Source organism: Streptomyces sp. MNU76, from assembly GCF_020982545.1.
In the GTDB taxonomy this organism is placed as follows: domain Bacteria; phylum Actinomycetota; class Actinomycetes; order Streptomycetales; family Streptomycetaceae; genus Streptomyces.
Genome location: NZ_JAJKLK010000024.1, coordinates 346,279 through 365,614, shown reverse-complemented (window position 1 = coordinate 365,614; position 19,336 = coordinate 346,279). Strand labels below are relative to the sequence as shown.

Annotated in this window: 18 protein-coding genes and 1 pseudogene; 10 read left to right on the top strand and 9 right to left on the bottom strand. The window is 71.6% G+C overall.

Annotated elements, in window-relative coordinates; genetic code table 11:
• Positions 1–110: 110 nt before the first annotated feature.
• From E4N62_RS39840 to E4N62_RS39830, 3 genes are all read right to left on the bottom strand, one after another.
• Entirely contained in the window at positions 111–2,255 is a 2,145-nt protein-coding gene (locus E4N62_RS39840; protein ID WP_230222568.1) for an EAL domain-containing protein, read from the bottom strand.
• Entirely contained in the window at positions 2,252–3,064 is an 813-nt protein-coding gene (locus E4N62_RS39835; protein ID WP_230222566.1) for an SAM-dependent methyltransferase, read from the bottom strand. The genes E4N62_RS39840 and E4N62_RS39835 overlap by 4 nt, the downstream gene beginning before the upstream one ends.
• A gap of 258 nt (positions 3,065–3,322) precedes the next feature.
• Positions 3,323–4,336 (bottom strand): SCO0930 family lipoprotein, encoded by a 1,014-nt coding sequence (locus tag E4N62_RS39830; RefSeq protein ID WP_230222564.1) that lies wholly within the window; start codon positions 4,334–4,336, stop codon positions 3,323–3,325.
• A gap of 262 nt (positions 4,337–4,598) precedes the next feature.
• Between E4N62_RS39830 and E4N62_RS39825 the strand changes: the two genes are divergently transcribed.
• The 3 genes from E4N62_RS39825 (at position 4,599) to E4N62_RS39815 (ending at position 6,717) form a co-directional block, all read left to right on the top strand.
• Positions 4,599–5,192, top strand: a complete 594-nt coding sequence (locus E4N62_RS39825) for a hypothetical protein (protein WP_230222562.1) — start codon at positions 4,599–4,601, stop codon at positions 5,190–5,192.
• Positions 5,193–5,208: 16 nt separating this feature from the next.
• Entirely contained in the window at positions 5,209–5,973 is a 765-nt protein-coding gene (locus E4N62_RS39820) for a DUF4239 domain-containing protein (protein WP_230222560.1), read from the top strand.
• A gap of 225 nt (positions 5,974–6,198) precedes the next feature.
• Positions 6,199–6,717 (top strand): hypothetical protein, encoded by a 519-nt coding sequence (locus tag E4N62_RS39815; RefSeq protein WP_230222558.1) that lies wholly within the window; start codon positions 6,199–6,201, stop codon positions 6,715–6,717.
• 122 nt (positions 6,718–6,839) lie between these two features.
• On the opposite strand, the gene E4N62_RS39810 is transcribed toward E4N62_RS39815, so the two are convergent.
• Positions 6,840–7,331, bottom strand: coding sequence for a hypothetical protein (locus E4N62_RS39810; protein ID WP_230222556.1), 492 nt, complete (start codon positions 7,329–7,331; stop codon positions 6,840–6,842).
• Positions 7,332–7,676: 345 nt separating this feature from the next.
• On the opposite strand from E4N62_RS39810, the gene E4N62_RS39805 reads away from it, so the two are divergent.
• Positions 7,677–8,348 carry a class F sortase gene (locus tag E4N62_RS39805; RefSeq protein WP_230222554.1) on the top strand — a complete coding sequence of 224 codons (672 nt, stop codon included), beginning with the start codon at positions 7,677–7,679 and terminating at the stop codon, positions 8,346–8,348.
• Positions 8,349–8,405: 57 nt separating this feature from the next.
• Here E4N62_RS39805 and E4N62_RS39800 read toward each other — a convergent pair whose 3' ends face one another.
• Positions 8,406–9,281, bottom strand: coding sequence for a polysaccharide deacetylase family protein (locus E4N62_RS39800; protein ID WP_230222552.1), 876 nt, complete (start codon positions 9,279–9,281; stop codon positions 8,406–8,408).
• 146 nt (positions 9,282–9,427) lie between these two features.
• Between E4N62_RS39800 and E4N62_RS39795 the strand changes: the two genes are divergently transcribed.
• The 4 genes from E4N62_RS39795 to E4N62_RS39780 all read left to right on the top strand — a co-directional run bounded on the left by E4N62_RS39795 (position 9,428) and on the right by E4N62_RS39780 (position 12,098).
• Positions 9,428–9,889: a universal stress protein gene (locus E4N62_RS39795; protein ID WP_230222550.1), complete on the top strand. Its 462-nt coding sequence runs from the start codon at positions 9,428–9,430 to the stop codon at positions 9,887–9,889.
• Between the two features lie 128 nt (positions 9,890–10,017).
• Entirely contained in the window at positions 10,018–10,563 is a 546-nt protein-coding gene (locus E4N62_RS39790) for a sigma-70 family RNA polymerase sigma factor (protein ID WP_230222548.1), read from the top strand.
• Positions 10,564–10,718: 155 nt separating this feature from the next.
• Positions 10,719–11,234: a hypothetical protein gene (locus tag E4N62_RS39785; RefSeq protein WP_184902323.1), complete on the top strand. Its 516-nt coding sequence runs from the start codon at positions 10,719–10,721 to the stop codon at positions 11,232–11,234.
• Between the two features lie 204 nt (positions 11,235–11,438).
• Positions 11,439–12,098, top strand: coding sequence for a hypothetical protein (locus tag E4N62_RS39780; RefSeq protein ID WP_184902321.1), 660 nt, complete (start codon positions 11,439–11,441; stop codon positions 12,096–12,098).
• An 83-nt stretch (positions 12,099–12,181) separates the two neighbouring features.
• Here E4N62_RS39780 and E4N62_RS39775 read toward each other — a convergent pair whose 3' ends face one another.
• On the bottom strand, positions 12,182–13,051 hold the full coding sequence (locus tag E4N62_RS39775; protein WP_230222546.1) for an Fpg/Nei family DNA glycosylase: 870 nt from the start codon (positions 13,049–13,051) through the stop codon (positions 12,182–12,184).
• 269 nt (positions 13,052–13,320) lie between these two features.
• Positions 13,321–15,403, bottom strand: a pseudogene (locus E4N62_RS39770) (SpoIIE family protein phosphatase).
• Between the two features lie 88 nt (positions 15,404–15,491).
• Here E4N62_RS39770 and E4N62_RS39765 point away from each other — a divergent pair.
• Positions 15,492–16,916 carry a lipase maturation factor family protein gene (locus tag E4N62_RS39765; protein ID WP_230222530.1) on the top strand — a complete coding sequence of 475 codons (1,425 nt, stop codon included), beginning with the start codon at positions 15,492–15,494 and terminating at the stop codon, positions 16,914–16,916.
• A gap of 147 nt (positions 16,917–17,063) precedes the next feature.
• Positions 17,064–18,425, top strand: coding sequence for an amidase (locus E4N62_RS39760; protein ID WP_230222528.1), 1,362 nt, complete (start codon positions 17,064–17,066; stop codon positions 18,423–18,425).
• A 56-nt stretch (positions 18,426–18,481) separates the two neighbouring features.
• Here E4N62_RS39760 and E4N62_RS39755 read toward each other — a convergent pair whose 3' ends face one another.
• Both E4N62_RS39755 and E4N62_RS39750 read right to left on the bottom strand, forming a co-directional pair.
• A complete protein-coding gene (locus tag E4N62_RS39755; RefSeq protein WP_215451829.1) occupies positions 18,482–18,964 on the bottom strand; it encodes a GNAT family N-acetyltransferase in 483 nt (160 codons plus the stop codon).
• A gap of 49 nt (positions 18,965–19,013) precedes the next feature.
• Complete coding sequence (locus E4N62_RS39750) at positions 19,014–19,187, bottom strand: hypothetical protein (protein WP_177261694.1); 174 nt, start codon at positions 19,185–19,187, stop codon at positions 19,014–19,016.
• Between the last annotated feature and the right edge of the window lie 149 nt (positions 19,188–19,336).

Here is a 19,336-nt window from a genome sequence, read left to right as displayed (position 1 = left end):
CTGTGGCTGGTCGCGCCCGCGCGGCGGAGCCGCACATCGATACAGCCCCGCGCCCCTTCGCGGGCACGCTGCGCGCGCCCCCGAAGAAGCCCGGTGGTTGAGAAGGCCCCCTATCCCGTCGCGTCCACCAGCGCCAGTTCGTGGAGGCGGTCCGGTGGGCCCGGGCGGGCGTAGTACCAGCCCTGGGCGGTGTCGCAGCCGAGTATCCGCAACTGCTCGGCCTGGGCGCCGGTTTCGACGCCCTCGACGGTGACCGCGAGGTCGAGGCTGTGGGCGAGGGAGACGATCCCCTCGACGATCTTCAGATCGACGGGGTCGGCCGGGAACTGCTGCATGCTCTGGGTGAACGACCGGTCCAACTTCAGTACGCGGACCGGCAGTCGGCGCAGATTGGCGAGGTTGGAGTAGCCGGTGCCGAAGTCGTCGAGGGCGATGTCGACGCCCATCTCCGAGAGCCTGCGCAGGGGTTTGAGCAGGTCGTCGTCGGCGCCGATCAGAGCGGACTCGGTGACCTCCAGGCAGAGGGCGTCGGGTTCGAGGCCCGCGCGCTCCAGGATGTCGACGGTGTCCTGGACCAGCCCCGGGTGGGTCAACTGGCACGGCGACAGATTGACGTTGACCCGCAGCGGCCCCGCGGCCACGATGCCGCCCTGTCGCTCCTGCCACTCCCGGGCCTGGCGCACCGACTGCTCCAGGACCCAGCGGCCGAGCGGCACGATCAGTCCGGTGCGCTCGGCGAGCGGGATGAACCGGTCGGGTCCCAGCACACCGTGCTGCGGATGCAGCCAGCGGACCAGGGCCTCGGCACCGCGCACGGTCCCGTCGCCGAGGTGGACCAGCGGCTGGTACTCGATGAAGAACTCGCCCCGGTCCAGGGCGGCGGGCAGTGCGGTGGTGAGTCCGTGCCGGGTGATGGCACGGGCGTCGGCCTCCGCGTCGGCCATCTCGTAGCGGTTGCCGCCCGCCGACTTGGCGCGGTACATCGTGATGTCGGCGCTGCGCAGCACCTCCGCCGGGCCGCGCTCCCCCGCCGGGCCCTCGACGATGCCGATGCTGCCGCGGACGAGCAGTTCCCGGCCGTCGATGCGGACGGGGGTGACCAGCGCGCTCATGATGCGGTCGGCGAGTTCGTCGACCTCGCGTTCGGTGTCGGTGCCGGTGGTCAGCGCCACGAACTCGTCGCCGCCGAGCCGGGCGACCATCTCACCGGGCGCGGTCGCGCAGGACTGCAGCCGGTCGGCGACCTCCACGAGCAGCCGGTCGCCGGCCGCGTGCCCCAGGCTGTCGTTGATGGCCTTGAAGCCGTCCAGATCGAGGTAGCAGAGGCCGAAGCGCTGGCCGTCGCCCGCCGCGAGGGCCTTCTCCAGCCGCTCGAAGAACAGGGTGCGGTTGGGCAGTCCGGTGAGCGCGTCGTGGGTGGCCTCGTAGCGCAGGCGCAGATTGAGCAGCCGGCGCTCGGTGGTGTCCTCCATGAGAGCCAGCTGGTACTGGGGCCGGCCGTCCGCGTCCCGCAGCAGGGAGACGGTGAGGTTGGTCCACAGGACCGTTCCGTCGGGGCGGGAGAACGCCTTCTCGGTGTGGTAGTGCTCGCGCTCGCCACGGACCAGCTCGTCGTAGAGCCGCCACACCTGGGGCGCGTCGTCGGGGTGTCTCCAGTCGGGGACCGGCCGCCCGCGCATCGTCTGCTCGGTGATGCCGAACATACGCAGCAGCGCGCCGTTGACCTGGAGGACGTTGCCGTCGAGATCGGCGATGCCGATGCCTATGGCGGCGCCCTCGAAGACCGCGCGGAAGCGGGCCTCCGTGGCGTGCAGCGCGCGGGCTACCGCGCCCTGGGCCTCCAGCGCGGCGCGGGCGATCGCCTCCTGCTCGGCGAGGGTGCGCTGCCGCAGGGCCTCGGCGTATCCGGCGGCCATCGCGGACTGCAGCCGCGCGGCGCGCGCCCGCAGATCCTCCTGGGGGCCGTCGCCGCCGCAGTAGAGCACCAGATAGGCCTCGACGCAGTCCAGGGTCTGGCTGAGCGCCTCGGGTTCGGTGCAGTGCGCCGCCACGAGAGCGGCGCCGACGGCCCTGCCCTCCTCGGCGTCGTACGTCCTGGCCCGCAGTGCCTCGCTGAGTCTGCGGGCCAGCGGCAGGAGTTGTTCCTCGAACTCGGGCCGGGTCAGCGAGGTGGAGGTGGCAGGGTAGACCGCCCGGCTCCAGATCGTCGCGAACCTGCGGAGTCTGTCCTCCGGCCCGTCCGGCTCCGCCCTCACGCCTTGGTCCCCACGCCGGCGAACTGGGCATAGGCGTACGGATCGTCGTCCTCGGAAGCCGTGTCGGGCCGCCACTTCGCCATCGGCACCACCCCGGGTTCCACCATGTCGTACCCCTCGAAGAACCGCGCGACCTCGTCGGACGAGCGCATGGTCAGCGGATTGCGAATGTTCCTGTACACGTCCACCACGCCCGCCGCCCGCTCCTCGGGCAGCGGGATTCCCTCGCGGCAGGCGTGCGAGACGACGAGCAGGCTGCCCGGTGCGAGCGCGTCACGCAGCTCCGCCACCGCTCCGTACGGGTCGTCCTTGTCCTCCACGAAGTGCAGTATGGCAACCAGAAGCAGCGCGACCGGCCGGTTCAGGTCGATCAGTCGCCGGACCCGGGGGCTCTCGAGGATCTCGCGGGGCTTGCGGAGGTCGGCCGCGACCACATCCGTGTCGTCGTTCCCCTCGAGAACGGCCTGGCTGTGTGCTACGGCGACGGGGTCGTGGTCGACGTACACGACCCGCGCGCCGGGGCTGGCCTCCTGGGCGACCTCGTGCACGTTTCCGAAGGTGGGTATCCCGGATCCGATGTCCAGGAACTGGGTGACGCCCTGGTCGACCGCGTACCGGACGGCACGGCGCATGAAGGCGCGGTTCGCCTGCATGATCTTGGGCAGGCCGGGCACGAACTCCATGGCCCGGCGGGCCGCCTCGCGGTCGACCTCGAAGTTGTGCGAACCGCCCAGGTAGTAGTCGTACATGCGGGCCACGGACGGCATCGAGATGTCGATGCTCCGCGGCGCCCAGGCGGGACGCTCCATCAGTGTTCTCCAACGCGTCGGGGGTGGCGTAGGCGATCCGGTGTTCGAGCTGAGGCTACTGATCGTCCGCCGAAGGAGCGAGCGAAACCGGAAATTGACCGTCCGTTCAAAACCGCTGCCGGTGCCACATGCCCAACCACCGCCCCGACCATGCCTGTTCGAACCCGGGCATGCCAAGCGGTCCGCCCCCTCCGGTGCGGTACGGAGGGGGCGGACCTGGATCAGCCGCGCTGGTGCGGTGCGCGGGGAAGGCGCGGCCTACTTGTCGGCGCCGATCGGCTCACCGTCGCCGTTGATCGCGAACCAGGTGCCGCCGACGCCCTGGCCGTTGGTGTCGCCGGGGGCCTTGTCGTTCGCGAAGGTGTAGAGCGGGATGCAGTCGATGGTCTGCTGCTTGATGCCGTCGGGGCGGTCGAAGACGACATAGCCTCGGTTGGCGGTGGACCCCTGCAGGTTGATCCCCTTGGTGTTCTTCGCGTCGACCGGCGCGACCACAGGCCACTTGTCGAGGCAGTCGCCCACGCACTTGGTCGACATCGGCCACTGGGTGTCCTTCATGAACCGGTAGACCGTCATGCCGTTCTTGTCGACGACGATCTCGCCGAGCTTGGCGTCCTTACGGGTGGACAGGCCCACCTGCTCGACGGCCTCGCCACCCGTGCCGCCGGTGGCCGCTCCGCCGCCCTTGGTGGAGGCCTTCTTGCCGTTGGGCGCGGACGCGAACCAAGTGCCCTTAAGACCCTGGCCCTTGATGTCACCGGCCTTGGTGTCCTTGGCGAAGTAGTACATGGGCCAGCCGCCCACCGTCAGCTGCTTGGTGCCGTCGGGACGGCTGACCTCGCCGAGCAGGGCCTTGTCGACACCCTGGGCGGCGGTGGCGCCCGCGGCGGGCACCGGCGGCCAGGTAGTGGCGCACTCGCCCTCACAGGTCGTCTTCGGCGGCTCGAAGGAGTCCTTGTCGAAGCGGTACAGGGTGCGACCGGCGCTGTCCGTGAGGACCTTGCCGTACTCGTCGCTGTTCCACACGGTCAACTGGCCCGCGGAGGCCGCCGTGGTGGACTGGGCCTGGTTCGACGTGCCGGAACCGGCCGCGCCGGCGCCGGCCGTACCGGTACCGGTGCCCGCGATGGCGCCGGCACCCAGCGTCGGGGTCGAGGCGGCGCCCACGTTCTGCGAGGACGTCGACCCCTGTTCCTGACCGCACGCCGTCGTCAGCACCAGTACAGCCGCAGCTGTCGCTACGAGTGAGGCGCTCCGCCAGGAGGTCTTCATTCCAACTCCCCGTGTATCCGGTGGGTGTCGCAGCGCCCTACTGCGCCGCTTGCTGGTCCTAGGTACGGGTGGGAGTGGCTTCTGTGTTCAACGTGGCACGAATTTCTTTCCGAAGTCTGTGGCGCGGTTCCGCGGCGCGGCCTGCGGCGGTATCGAAAGAGGCGTCAGCACCGGGCGTCCGCACTCAAACATTCGGGGCCCGTTATTCGCTCCTTTGGAGCAATCGCTCCGTGCTCCCGCGTACGCGGGAGCGCGAGCACGGATGATCTCCGACGTGCAAGGACCCCAGCGGACCCGATCCGCTCTCGCCCTACGGCTGTCGGCCCTGCTCGCACTGACCTGGCTCCTCACCGCAACTCCGAGCGGCACCGCGGTCGCCGACGCCTGCGCGTACGGCACCGTCGGCCCGGACGGCGGAGGCCGGGTCGCCGTGGCGATCGGGAGCACCGACTCCTGCGAGCCGACCCCTCCACCCCCGCCCCGCCGCCACGCCGACTCCGTCGTGTCCGCCGGAGCCGACGCCCACCGACGCCTCCGCCGCGGCCGAGCCGCCACCCCGACCCCGGGCCCGCTCCGGACCCCCGCCCGCGCCCAGAACCGACACCGCCCCCGCCCCCGGGGCCCGCACCGCCACCGCCGCCGCGCGCCCGTGGGGCGCCCGCCGATCCGCCCCCACTCGCCGAAGGCCAGAGCCACGCCGAGCCCCCCAGGTGTGTCGCCGACCCCGGTGAGCTACCCGCCGTACCGCACCCCGTCCCACGCGCGCGCCAAGCCGTCCGGCCCGTCGCTCGTCTCACTCGCCCTGCTCGTCACCGTGCCCGCGGTGTTCGCCGCCGCCGCCCTGCGTCCGCGCTGATTCCTGGAGGAACCTCTTGTCGGAATGGCTTGTTCTCACCCTCGCGATGGGGGCGGCCTGTCTGGTCGTCCTCATCGTGGCCGTAGTACGGCATCACGCCGCACCCGCGGACGAGGACCCGTCCGAGACCCCGGACGTCATCGAGTACATCACCATGATGATCGGCGTGGTGTACGCCATCGTGCTGGGTCTGGCGATCGCCGGTGTCTGGGAGGCCCGCAGCGCCGCCCAGGACCAGGTACAGACGGAGGCACAGGCCCTGCACGAGATCAGTGAACGGGTGCGGGTGTACCCGGCGGACGTGCGCGACCGGATCCGCGCGGACATCGACGCCTACGTCGACCACGTGGTGACCACTGAGTGGAAGGTCATGGCCGAGAAGGGCGAGGTGACCGAGCGCGGTACCGAGTTGTTCGACACCGTGCGCCACGAGGTCACCGACTACGAGCCCCGCAGCGACTTCGAGGCGCAGGCCTACCAGCCCCTGCTGGACCAGGTCGCCACGGCCGACGCCGCGCGCGGGAGCCGCGCGGACTCCACCGGCGAGACGATGCCGGGCGTGGTGTGGTTCGGCCTGATCATCGGCGCCGTCGTGACGGTCGGCATGGTGTTCGCCCTGCAGATCCGGCGCACGCCGCGCGAACTGATCCTCGCCGGGCTGTTCTCCGCACTCATCGCGTTCCTGCTGTTCCTGGTCTGGGACTTCGACGCGCCCTACAGCCGGGGGCTGTCGGCCACGGCGGACCCGTTCCTGGCCCTGTTCCCCAACGCGGGCGGGTGACGGTCCTTTCAGTCCGGTCCACGGCCGGGGGACGGGTGCCGCGCCGCGCCCGTCCCCCGGCCGTACGCGTCCGGGTCCCCTGGGCGGAGCACACACGTGCCCCATTCGCGCGACTGCGATCGCGCCACCGGGCGCGCCTTCTTAGCGTTTCCGTCATCGAGGTGCATTTCAGGCGCAGGCGGAAACGGTCCGCAGCAGGCTCCTCGGGGACCCGGAGGCTCCACCATGCGCGCGATACGCGTCGCTTCGGCCGCTCTGCTGGGCGTGACCGCCCTCTCCCTCTCCGCTCCCGCCGCGCACGCGGCACGGCTCAGTGACCTCACGTCGTTCGGCTTCGGTGTGACGCCCTCGGCCGTCGCCCCCGGCGGGCAGGTGATCCTGCGCGTGGACGGCTGCCGCCACCGGACGACCGTCTCCTCGGGCGTCTTCGACGCCGTCATGATCCCCAGGGGCCATTCCTCGGCGACGGCGACCGTCGACCGGGACGCCCGGCCCGGGACCGTGTACGAGGTGACGTTCCAGTGCGGCGACGAGAGCGGCCGGACGGATCTCACCATCGTCGGCGACCGTCCGACCCATCACCCCACGCACCACCCCACCCGGGGCTCCCATGCCGGGGCCGGCGGCACCGTCGCGGGCTTCGACCTCTCGGAGATCGGTCTCGGCGCCGCGCTCGTCGCGGGGACGATGGGAGCGGCCTGGTACTGGTCGCGCCGCCGCCCCGAGGGCGACGGCCACTCCTGACCGCCGCTCGGCGCGGCACCCCCGACAGCCCTTCACCCCGGACCGTTACGGGTTCCGGGGCGTAGGGCTGTGCGGCGGGGCCTGCCGTTCGGCTCAGGCCCTGTTCGCGGAGCTCGGCGGGCTCAGGCCTTGTTCTCGGAGCGGCGCCGCATCCAGAAGACGCCCCCGCCGACGACCGCCGCCGTCACCAGTCCGCCGCCGATCGCGATGTCGGTGGTCGTGGCTCCGGTGGAGCTGCCGCCGCCGAGCCCGCCGCGGACACCGCCGATGACGGTGAACACACCGGTGAACGTCTTGCGCTCGCCCTCGCAGTGGGTGGTGACGCTGTACGAGCCCGGACTGGCGTCGGAGTTGACCCGCACCTTGGCCGTGGCGGTCGTACCGCCCATGGAGGCGAGGTTGGTGGTCGGGAAGGCGTTCGAGCTGATCGTGCTGCCGGCGGTCGCGCACGCGTCACCGCCCTTGACGGTGAGGACGAGCTGCCCGCCGCGGGCGATGACGTTGGGGGCGGCCGTGACCGAGCTCGGTTGGTCCCAGGCGGCGGCCGTCGGCGCGGCGACACCGACCAGGGCGGCCGCGGCGGCCGAGGCCGCCAGGACACGAGTAGTACGCATGTGATCCTCCGCGGAAGACGCCCCGGGTCCCGTCCCCGGTCGATCGGCGAGAAAGCGCCTCCCGGATAGACCCTCAGTTGCCGTGCGCGGGGCCGCATTTCGGGGCTGGTCCGTCCTGGTGAGTCCCGGCGAAGGGACACGCCGGGCATATCTTCGGACGATCCGATATCACCGCAGGTCACGGACCGTCAGAAAGTTTCTCCCGACGGCGCACTCGGATGGCGCAGGGCTCCGCCGTGCCGCCACCCGTTCGTACCCGCCCCCGTCGCCGTCGCGTTGCGGTGCGCTTAGCGTTTTCCTACGCGCGACGCACACGGCGACGGCCGTGTCGAGAGGGGATGGCGAATGTCTTCGTCGGCACCGGCCGAGGCCGAGTGGGAGGAGCGGCGGAAGAAGCGTGCTCCATGGGGCGTGATAGCGCTTGTCCTGCTGACCGGTCTCGCTCTCATTCGCAATGGCTCGGGCGAGTTCGACGTGGGTCCGCCGCAGCCGGCGTCGGCGGCGGCCGCCGACAGCGGCGGCACCCCGCACGGCACCTTCGCGCACGCCCCGGACCCGCTGCCGTACGCCATGGTCGACCGGGTGCGGATCCCGTCGATCCGGGTCGACGCGCCGGCGGTGGCCGTCGGACTGGACGCGCAGGGCTGGGTGGACGCGCCCCCGGCCCGGGACCCGAACCTCGCGGGCTGGTTCACCGGCGCGGTCTCCCCCGGGGAGAAGGGCACGGCCGTCGTCGTCGGCCATGTCGACAACGATCAGGGCCCCGCCGTGTTCTACGGGCTCGGGGCGCTGAAGAAGGGCGCCAAGGTGGAGATCCGGCGCGCGGACAGGAGGATCGCCGTGTTCGAGACCTACGGCGTCGAGGTCTTCGCCAAGAACAACTTCCCGGGCGACCGGGTCTACGGCAACAGCGGGATTCCCGAACTGCGGGTCATCACCTGCGGGGGCGGCTTCTCCAAGCAGAACGGTTACGACGGGAACGTCGTCGTGTTCGCCCGCCTGGTCGAGGTGCGCTGAGCGCTCCCGGCCGGCGGGCGAACGCCCACGACCGTCATCGGGGCCTCGATCGGGGCCTCATACGTACTGCCGCTGCGGCACGGTGATGCGGTAACCGGAGTCCAGCAGCTCGGGCAGATAGTCGCGCAGGGCCGCCACGCTCTGCGAGCGGTCGCCGCCCGCGTCGTGGGAGAGCACGACGACCCCGGGGCCCGCGCCGTCCGCCACGCGCTGGGCGATGGAGTGCGCGCCCGGCCTGCGCCAGTCCAGGGTGTCCACGGTCCAGCCGAGCGGCTCCATGCCGAGCTCCGCGCCGAACCGGAACGCGGCCCGGTTCCAGGCACCGTAGGGCGCACGGAACCACAGCGGCGGTTCGCCGTACGCCTTCTCGATGATCTCGCTGGTGCGGGCCATCTCCGTGTGGACCCTGGAGCGGGAGAGGGTGGTGAGCAGCGGGTGGGACCAGGTGTGGTTGCCGACCGCATGGCCGTCGTCGGCCATCTCGCGCAGCAGGTCCTGGTGCTGGACCGCCATCTCCCCGCACACGAAGAACATCGCCCGGACGTCGTGCCGGCGCAGGATGCGCAGGATGTCCGGGGTGAAGCGGGGGTCGGGGCCGTCGTCGAAGGTCAGCACCATGCTCCGGCCGCGTCCGTCCACCCGCAGATACGGTTCGCGCCGTACGCCTGCCCGGACGAGGGTGCGGCGGCGGGTGCGCGGGCCGTACCCGGCGATGGGCTCCAGACGGTACGCGGAGGGTTTGAGCGCGGGCCTGCCCGGCGGACCGGCGGCCGGGGCGGGGGCTCCGGCCGGTGCCGGGCCGGGGGCCCCGTCGCCGACGAGCAGGGCGGCGGTGCCCGCCGTGCCGGCGGCGCCCAGCAGGGCGGCCGTACCGGTCAGCAGGTGGCGGCGCGTGAACAGGCGGCGCCTTGTGAGCGTCTGATCCTTCGTCATGACTCATCAGTCGACCAAGGCGAGGGCGGCGCACCACCACGACACCGGGGTGGCGGCATGAAGTCACACGATGAGAGCAGTTTTCCGCGCCCCTGTCGACCGCCCGGCGCACGCCGGGGGCCAGGGGCTCGGATAGCCTCGCGAGCGTGACCGATCAGCAAGCACACCGGTTCGAACGCGGCACCGACGGCCCCAAGGTCGTCCTCGTCGGACTGGACGGTTCCGACACGTCCCTGCGCGCGGTGTCCTACGCCGCCGGTCTCGCCCGCCGCCAGCACGCGCTGCTCGCCATCGTGTACGTGCAGCCGCCGCTGGCGACGAGCGCGGCGCTCGGGATGCCGGTGGTGGGGACGACCGAGGAGATCGCCGAGCAGCTGGTGGCGGAGATCCGGGAGGCCGCCGAGCAGGTGAAGGGCGTCTTCGAGGTGCGCTGGGAGTTCCACACCTTCCGCGGCGACCCGTACAGCGGTCTGGTGACGGCGGCGGATCAGCTGAAGGCGGACGCGGTCGTGGTGGGCGCCTCCCAGCAGGCCGGCCACCGCATCGTCGGCTCGGTCGCCCTGCGCCTGGTGAAGGCGGGCCGCCGGCCGGTGACGGTGGTGCCGTAGGTTCGCCGGTGGTGGTGGTCCGGGTCCGCCGACCGTTCGTCGCACCGTTCGTCGACAGGTTCGACCGCCCGCCGCACATCCGTGACCGGCCTCTGTCCCCGCGCAGCGCCCCGCGTTCCCATACGGCCATGACGGCCGGAACCACGATCACCAACGGGACGACCGCCGAACACGAGCTGGCCGAGCTCCAGCGCGAACACGGCCGCCCCCTCTTCGCCCTACTGCTGCGGCTCTCCGACGGGGACCGCCATCGCGCCGAGGACCTGGTGCAGGAGACTTTCGTGCGCGCCTGGCAACACCCCGAGGCGCTGCGCGCAGACGACTTCGACTCCGTACGCCCCTGGCTGCTCACCGTCGGGCGGCGGCTCGCCATAGACGCGCGGCGGGCCCGGCAGGCGCGCCCCGCGGAGGTGGGGGACGCGGTGCTGGAGAACGCCCGAGTGATGACCGATCACGCCGATCGGTCGGTGGCGACGCTCGATGTACGGGAAGCTGTGAAGACACTCACTCCCGAGCACCGCGAAGTACTGGTGCAGGTGTACTTCCAGGGGGCGAGTGTGGCGGAAGCCGCCGAAGCCCTCGGGATCCCGCCCGGTACGGTGAAGTCTCGCGCGTACTACGCACTGCGCGCCCTACGCCGGGTGCTTCCGGGATACGCGGCCGACCTGCAGTGAAACCCATGGCCGAGTCAAACCTCCGTAAAGCGCCTTGCTGAGGACCCCTGTTGAGCAATCAGCTGTCTTCTATCCGTGTTCCGGATGGGGGCCGGGGCCTGGTCTCCAGGCCCGGGGTCGGGCGACGCGCACGCACCGGAGGAAGGCAGGAAGGGATGCTGCACAGAGGGCACGAGAGCACGGACGGCGCCGGCGGCGGCGAACTGGCCGTCCCGATGGCGTGGTTCTACGCCGAGTACATCGCGGAGGAACTGCTGCGGACGGGCGACCTGATGCCGCCGACGTCCTTCGAGTTCCGTGCGGGGCGGGACGCCCTGGCGCTGACCATCTTCCTCTCGGACGCGGGCGGTGAGCTCTCCGGCATCCGGGTCGTCACCCAGCTGGAGACCTGGTTGTCGCTGACGGCGTACGACCAGCCGTGGCAGGACTGGGTGTGCGAGCGCATGGCGGACTTCACGGCTGAAGCGCTGGAGTCGGGCGGCCCGTCCCCGGACCTGGAGCTGGCGGCCGCCGCGTGGCGCTGGCTGGAGGAGACCGAGCTGCTCGCACCCGACCTGGACGCGGTGCCCGGCGGCGGCGCGGTGCTGGGAGAGGACGACGGCCCGAAGGTCTGGACGCCGGCCTGGCGGCTCGGTCTGCCGCTGGGGCATCTGGCGATCCACCTCTTCTAGCCGGCGGACCCCGGGTCCGGGTGTCGACCGCCTACCTGTCCCGGCCCGCCGAACCAACTTTTTCCGTCCGGGACCAATCCGCCCGGCGGAGGGCTCCGAATCTTTTGGTTGGCATTGTCGTGAGGCTTGAGTGATTCGCCGGTCTGGTCCGTACCGGTGGGGGCAGGAAGCAACCCCCACCGCACACCGGCCCGAGGAATCGCCATGTGGTCCCAGGATCGTCATCACGACGTCGGCGCGTACGCGCTGGGCGTGCTGGACGAGGTGGATTCGTTCCACTTCGAGGACCATGTCCGCGGCTGCCCGCAGTGCGCGCTACAGGTCACCGAGTTCCGTCCGGCTGCCCGGCAGCTGATGCTGTACCGCAACGCGACCCCGCGCTCCGTACACCCGTTCGCGGCGCCCGGCCCCCGGATGCTGGGACGGCTGCTCGACGAGGTGGCCGCCCGCCACCGGGCGAAGCGCCGGCGCTGGCTGTTCGCCCTCGCGGCCTCCGTGGTCATCGCCGTCGGCGGCCCCGCCGTGGCCGTTCTCGCAGGTCCGGGCGAGGCTCCGGACACCGTCGCCGCCACCGACTCGAAGACGGGCGTCTGGGCCGAGGTCAAGGCCGAGGAGCGGCTCTGGGGCAGTGACATCGAGCTGAAGGTCAAGGAGGCCGAGGGCGTCCACGCCTGCCGCCTCGTGGTGATCGGCAAGGACGGCTCCGAGGAGACGGCCGCGAACTGGAAGTCCCCCGAGGGCGCCGACAAGGCCTCCGAGATGGTGGGGGGAACCGCCATGCAGCGCGAGGACATCAGCCACTTCGAGGTGCGCAGCCAGGACGGCGAACTCCTGGTGACGATCGAGGCCCCGGCCTGGCGCTGAACTGCGCCGCATTGGTCTGCACCTTCAATGGTTGCGGATCATGGCCGACGCGGGTTCCGGGCTGTTCGAGCGGTCGATCAGGACTACTTGAGCAACCGGGACAACCGTCGGTCGGCGAGGGGCTTGCCTCCCGTCTGACAGGTCGGGCAGTACTGCAGCGAGGAGTCGCTGAAGGAGACCTCCCGGACCGTGTCACCGCACACCGGGCACGGCTCCCCCGTACGGCCGTGGACCCGGAGCCCGCTCTTCTTCTCCGCCTTCAGCTTTCCGGCCGCCAGCCCCCGGGAGCGCTCGACGGCCTCGGCGAGCGTGACGCGCAGCGCCTCGTGGAGGTGGCGGACCTCCTCCGGCTTGAGCGACGAGGCCAGCTTGAAGGGCGACATCTTCGCGGCGTGCAGGATCTCGTCGCTGTACGCGTTCCCGATGCCCGCGATCAGGCTCTGGTCCCGCAGCGCGCCCTTGATCTGCCGCCGCTCCCCCGCGAGCAGCCCGGCGAAGCGGGTCACGTCGAAATCGGCGGCGAGCGGGTCCGGGCCGAGCCGGGCGATGCCCGGCACCTCCGCCGGGTCCCGTACGAGATGGACCGCGAGCCGCTTCTGCGTCCCGGCCTCGGTGAGGTCGAAGCCCTCGCCGGTCTCCAGCGCGACCCGCATCGCGAGCGGGCTCCTGCCTCCGGGTCTCGGCGGTCCGTCCGGCAGCCGGTCCTTCCACTGGAGCCAGCCGGCCCGCGCCAGATGCGTGACGAGGTGCAGCTCGCCGTCGTTCGCCGCCAGGTCGAGGAACTTCCCGTGCCGGCGTACGCCGGTGACCTCCCGACCCTCGAAGGCGCTCAGGGGCGGGTCGTACGTCTTCAGCACGCTGATGGCCACGGGCAGCACGCGGACGACCTCATGACCGACGATCTTGCCGACCAGGAAGTCCCGGAGAGCCTCCACCTCGGGCAATTCGGGCATACGTCCAGAGTGCCTGCAGGCTCCGCCGGGTGCGGGTGGGGTGGGTGCGGGTGGGTGCGTTGTCGACCGCCTACCCGGTGGGGCTTCTCGCGCAGTTCCCCACGCCCCTAGAAGACCAGGCCCTGCGGGTCTGGAAGACCACGGACCGGCGGCCCTGAAAGAGCACGGGGCTGCGGGATGAAAGCACGGGGCCCCTGTTTTCAGGGGCGCGGGGAACTGCGCGAGAAGCCCCACCGGAGCCGGACCCGCCCACGCACCGCACCCCCGCGCTATGACGCGCCCGGCAGCACGAACTCGCACCACACGCACTTGCCCCCACCCCGCGCCTCCACCCCCATACATCCGTCAAGCGGTCCACCAACAGCAACCCCCTCCCCGACACCCCCGCCTCCCCCCCTCGCGCCGCCGCGGCAGCGCGCTGGAGGAGTCCTCGACCTCCACCCGCAACCGCCGTTCGGATCCCGCGAGGGCCCGCAGCGTCACGATCGCGGAGCCCTCCGTGTGCATGAGCGCGTTGGTGATCAGCTCGTCGGCGACGAGTTCGATCTCGTCGGCCCGATCCCGCGCGCCCCACGTGCGGACCGCCGCGCCGATCATGTGCCGCGCCTCGGTGAGCGCCTCCGGATCGCCCGGCGCGACATGCTGCTGGAGCCGCCCGCCGGGCTCCGCGGTGCGGCTGCGACGGCGCAGCAGCAGGAGGGCCACGTCGTCGTCGCCGCCCCGTTCCTCCGCCACGTCGATCAGCCGGTCCGCGAGATCGTCGACGTCTTCGGGGCCGGTGGCGATCAGCGTCCTCAGCGTCCGCATGCCGTCGTCGAGGTCGGCGCCGGGCTGTTCGATGAGGCCGTCGGTGCAGAGCAGCAACGTCTGTCCGGGAAACATCTCGACCGTGCTGACGGGGTACTCCAGGCCGCCGAACTCCGCGGACAGCCCGAGTGGCAGCCCCCCTTCCACGGCGACCCGGTGGCAGGAGCCGTCGGTGTGCCGCATCAGCGGGTCGATGTGGCCGGCCCGGACGACCTGGACCACCCCGGTGGACAGGTCGGCCTCCGCGTACAGACAGGTCGCGAAGCGGTCGGTGTCGAGTTCGTGGAGGAAGGCGGAGGCGCGGGCCATCACGGTGGCCGGGGTGTGGCCCTCGGTGGCGTAGGCCTTCAGGACGATGCGCAGCTGCCCCATGACGGCCGCGGCGTGTGTGTCGTGGCCCTGGACGTCACCGATGACCGCGCCGACACGCCCGCCCGGCAGGGGGATCAGGTCGTACCAGTCGCCGCCGATGTCCCGGCCGAGCGAGCCCCCGAAGGACGCGGCGCGGTAGCGGACGGCGACGTCGGCGCCCGGGACGCTGGGGATGGACCGGGGCAGCATGGCCTGCTGGAGCCCCTCGGCGAGGTCCTTCTCCTGCTCGTAGAACATGGCCCGCTGGAGGCTCTGGGCGATGCTGCTGCCGAGCGCGATGAGGATGTCGCGTTCCTCGGAGGTGAAGCCGCGCCGGTCGTTGTAGAGCAGTCCCATGGCCCCGATGGGGCGGGCCTGCACGATCAGCGGCAGATAGGCGGCCGAGGTGATCTTGAGGTCGGTGATGTGCGGCCACAGCAGCGGATAGGACTCGGCGAACTCCTCCGGTGACTCGATGAAGTGTGGGGCGAGGTGCCGTACGACCTCGTTCATCGGGTACTTCACGTCGAGGCGGGTGATCCGGGTGCCCGGCACATAGCTGTCCTCGGGGCCGGCGGCGACCATCCGGACGCGTCCGGCCTCCACCAGGCCCATGACGAGGCTGGTCGCGCCGAGGTGGGTGAGCCCGTCGGTGTCCTCCAGGACGTCGATCACGTCCTGCACGGTCCGGGCGTGGGCCAGGGCGGCCGTGATGACCTGAACGACGTTGGCCTGTCTGCTGCGGACCTCGTCGAGGGCGGCCTGCTCGGTGCGGGAGCCGATCTCGTCCAGTTCACGGGTGGCGTCGCGCACGATGCCGATGACCCGGTACGGGCGCCCCGTGGCGTCGCGGCGGATGTAGCCCTGGGTGTGCGTCCAGCGCAGGGTGCCGTCGCGCAGCCGAATGCGGAAGTAGGCGCCGTAGTTCTCGCTGCCGTCCTTGAGGGCCTGCGAGACGAGGGCGTCGAGTCTGTAACCCTCCATCGGGGGCACCCGCCCGGACAGGCTCTCGGGTCTGCCGTCGTACTCCTCCGGGCGCACGTCGAAGATCTCGTGGGCCTTGGCGTCCATGTGGAACGCACCGGCGTCGAGGTCCCAGTCGAAGGTGCCCATGAGGTTGAGCGCCAGGACGGGGTCCGGGTGGGAGAGCCAGTCGTCCGGGACGTCCGAGTCGCTCGCTCCCCGATCAACCATGGGGCCACTTTGACAGTATTTGCCCGATTATTCGAGTGGAGGGATCGATATCGGACCGGACCTCGACGCGCTCACTATCGTCGGTAGCGTGGACTGGTTCACCGCACCCGACCTCTGGCTGAGCCGACTGCTCTTCCAGCGCTCCCTGGCCGTGATCTATGTGGTCGCCTTCCTGGGAGCGGCCCTGCAGTTCCGCGCGCTGATCGGCGAGCGGGGCATGCTGCCGGTGCCCCGTTTCGTCGAGCGGGTGCCGTTCCGGCATGCGCCGAGCGTGTTCCACCGCCACTACTCGGACCGTTTCTACGCGGCGTGGGCCTGGACGGGCTGCGCGGTGTCCGTGGCGCTGGTCGCCGGGCTGGACTCGCTGCTGCCGCTCTGGGCGGGCATGGTGCTGTGGTTCGTGCCGTGGGCGATGTACCTGTCGATCGTGAACGTCGGCCAGACCTGGTACTCCTTCGGCTGGGAGTCGCTGCTGCTGGAGGTCGGTTTCCTGGCCGTCTTCCTCGGAAACGACGAGGTGGCGCCGCCGGTCGTCGTGCTGTTCCTGCTGCGCTGGGTGCTCTTCCGCGTCGAGTTCGGGGCCGGGCTGATCAAGATGCGCGGCGACGAGTGCTGGCGGAAGCTCACCTGCCTCGACCACCACCACGAGACCCAGCCGATGCCCGGCCCGCTCAGCTGGTTCTTCCACCACCTCCCCAAGCCGTTCCACCGCGTCGAGGTGGCCGCCAACCACGTCACCCAGCTCGTGGTCCCGTTCCTGCTCTTCACCCCGCAGCCGATCGCGACGGCCGCCGCCGCGCTGATGATCGCGACCCAGCTGTGGCTGGTGCTCTCCGGCAACTTCGCCTGGCTGAACTGGATCACCATCGTGCTGGCCCTGTCCGCCGTCGATTTCGGCACGGGCGCGGGGGACACCCCCGGCCCGCCCCTCTGGTACACGGTCATCGTGTTCGCCGTCGCCGCGCTGATCCTCGGGCTCAGCTACCACCCGGTCCGCAACATGATCTCCCGCCGCCAGGTCATGAACCGCTCCTTCGACCCGTTGCACCTGGTCAACACCTACGGGGCCTTCGGCAGCGTCAGCCGGGTGCGGTACGAGGTGGTGGTGGAGGGCACGGCGGACGACGTACCGCGCGAGGGCTCCGAATGGCGGGAGTACGAGTTCCGGGGCAAGCCGGGTGATCCACGGCGCTGGCCCCGCCAGTTCGCCCCGTACCATCTGCGGCTCGACTGGCTGATGTGGTTCGCCGCGCTCTCCCCGGCGTACGCCGGCTCCTGGTTCGGCGCCCTGGTGGAACGCCTTCTGGAGAACGACCGCGACACGCTCCGCCTGCTGCGCCGCTCCCCCTTCCCCGCCGACGCCCCGCCGCGCTTCGTCCGCGCCCGCCTCTTCCGCTACCGCTACACGACCTGGCGTGAGCTGCGGGAGACGGGAGCGTGCTGGGAGCGGACGTACGTACGGGAGTTCCTGCCCCCGACGCGGCTGGCCGCGTCGCCCGCGCGCAACCCCTGACCGGGCCGGGCACGGACTTCTTCACGGCGGCCTCTCGACGCGGGGCCGCCCCACAGGGCACAGTGCTGGGCGTACTCGATCACTACTCACGAGTACGCCTCTCCGTCGCGTACGAACCGACGCGCACGACACCGCCAGGGAGCGCCCGTGACCAGCTGGGTCGGCCGGACCGCCGTCGAGATAGCCGCCGCTGCACGGGAGAAGCGGGCCACGCCGCGTGAGGTGGTGGCGGAGCATCTGGCGCGGATCCAGGCCCTGGACGGGCGGGTCGGGGCGTTCCGCACGGTCCGGGCGGAGGCGGCCCTGGCGGAGGCCGACGAGGTGGCCGGCCGGGCCGATCTGGCCGAACTGCCCCTGGCGGGCGTACCGGTGGCGATCAAGGACAACCTCGCCGTGCGGGGCGAGTCCACCCGGAACGGGTCCGCCGCGACCTCAGGGACGCCGGCCGGGGAGGACCATGTGACCGTGGCCCGGCTGCGGGCGGCGGGCGCCGTGGTCGTGGGGCTCACGAACGTCCCCGAGCTGTGTGTCTTCGGCACCACCGACGGCGTGCACGGCACCGCCCGCAACCCCTGGGACACCTCGCGCACCACCGGTGGCTCCTCGGGCGGCAGCGCGGCCGCCGTCGCCGGCGGGCTGGTGCCACTGGCCCTGGGCAACGACGGCATGGGCTCGCTGCGGATACCGGCCGCGAACTGCGGGGTGCTCGGCCTCAAGCCGGGCTTCGGTGTCGTCCCGGCGGACATCGGGCACGGCGACTGGTTCGGCATGTCCGAGAACGGGCCGCTCGCGACGACGGTCGAGGACGCCCGGCTGATGTTCGGGGTACTGGCGGGCACGGCCGCCGCAGCCCCGCCCGGATCCGCGCCGCCCGCGCCGAGCATCGCCGTGTCCGTGCGCAGCCCCCTGGTCGGCGTGACCGTCACGCGCACGTACGCCGATGCCGCGCGCCGGGCCGCCGAGATGCTGGCCGGGGCCGGGCTGACGGTACGGCGGGCCGATCCGCCGTATCCCCTCTGGCTGGGCACGACCTCGCTGGCGCACTGGACCGCGGGGACGGCGGTGGACGCGGAGGGCCTCGATCCGCGGTTGCTCACCCGGCGCACGCGGGTGCACGCGGCCGTGGGGCGGCGCTTCCTGAAAGGGGTGCGCGCGGGCGACCGCCGGGAGCAGTTGCGCCGGCGCATGGAGCCGTTCTTCGCCGAGCACGACGTGCTCCTCACCCCGGCGCTCGCCCGGCGCGGGCCGGCCGCCGCGAACTGGCACGAGCGGGGGTGGCTGCGCAATCTGCTGGTGAACACCAACTACTCACCGCTGACCCCGCCGTGGAACCTCACGGGCTGGCCTGCGATGTCCGTCCCGTTCGGCACGCTGCCCTCGGGGGCGCCGTGCGCGGTGCAGTTGGTGGGCCGCCCGGGCAGCGAACTCGAACTCCTGTCGGTGGCGGGCCGGTTGGAGGAACTGAACCCCTGGTCACGGACGGCACCGGTCGACCGGCTGGATCGGTAGAGGCACATGGAACCGGCCACGAAACGGCGCCTTCCGGACGGACGTGACCGGTCTCGTCACAGTGCCTTGTACATGATGTGCAGTCCCACCAGGCCGTCCTTCGGGTGCTCGAAGGCGTCCGGAACGGTGGCGAGGACGGTGAAGCCGAGCGAGGTCCAGAGCCGTACGGCGGGATTGGTCTCGACGACGGCGTTGAACACCATGCCCCGGAAGCCCTGGGCCGCAGCCTCGGCGAGGACGTGTGCGGCGAGGGCGCGGCCGATGCCGCGGCCGCCGTGGTCGGGGTCGACGATGAAGCCCGCGTTGGCGATATGGGCCGCGGGGCCGCCGTAGTTGGGGGTGAGGTAGGCGGAGCCGACCGGCGTTCCGGTCTCGTCCTCGGCGACGTACACGCGCTTGGCGGGGGCCATCCACAGGGCGCGGGCGGCTTCCTCGGAGGTGTCCGGGTCCCAGGTGTAGGTCTCGCCCGCGGCGACGACGCGGTGCCAGAACGGCCAGATGCCGGGCCAGTCGTCGGCGGTGGCTTCTCTGATCTGCATGGGCGTGAGTCTGGCACGCCCATGCAGACGGCGATCGCGATGCCCCCGCTCAGTCCACGCTGGGCAGGATGTGGGGCTCGGCGAGGTCGTCCTCGTAGCCCGCCAGCCGGATCGGTGCGGACCTGGCCCACACGTCCAGGCTGCCCAGCTCCTTCTTCGACCGGCCGCCGCCCTCGGTGTGTTCCTCGGGGCGTGGCTCGCGATTCGTCTTCTCTGGTGTCACCGCGCACTCCTTATGTGTCGGGTCACCCTCGGGACGTCGGCCCAGCCTGCCGCTGTAGCGCCTGACGTCCGCTCGGGTCTGAGTCGTTGTCAGTTCGGACGCGGTGGCGCCGGATTGCCTGGAGATGAGAGCAGGCCGTGGTGACCGGC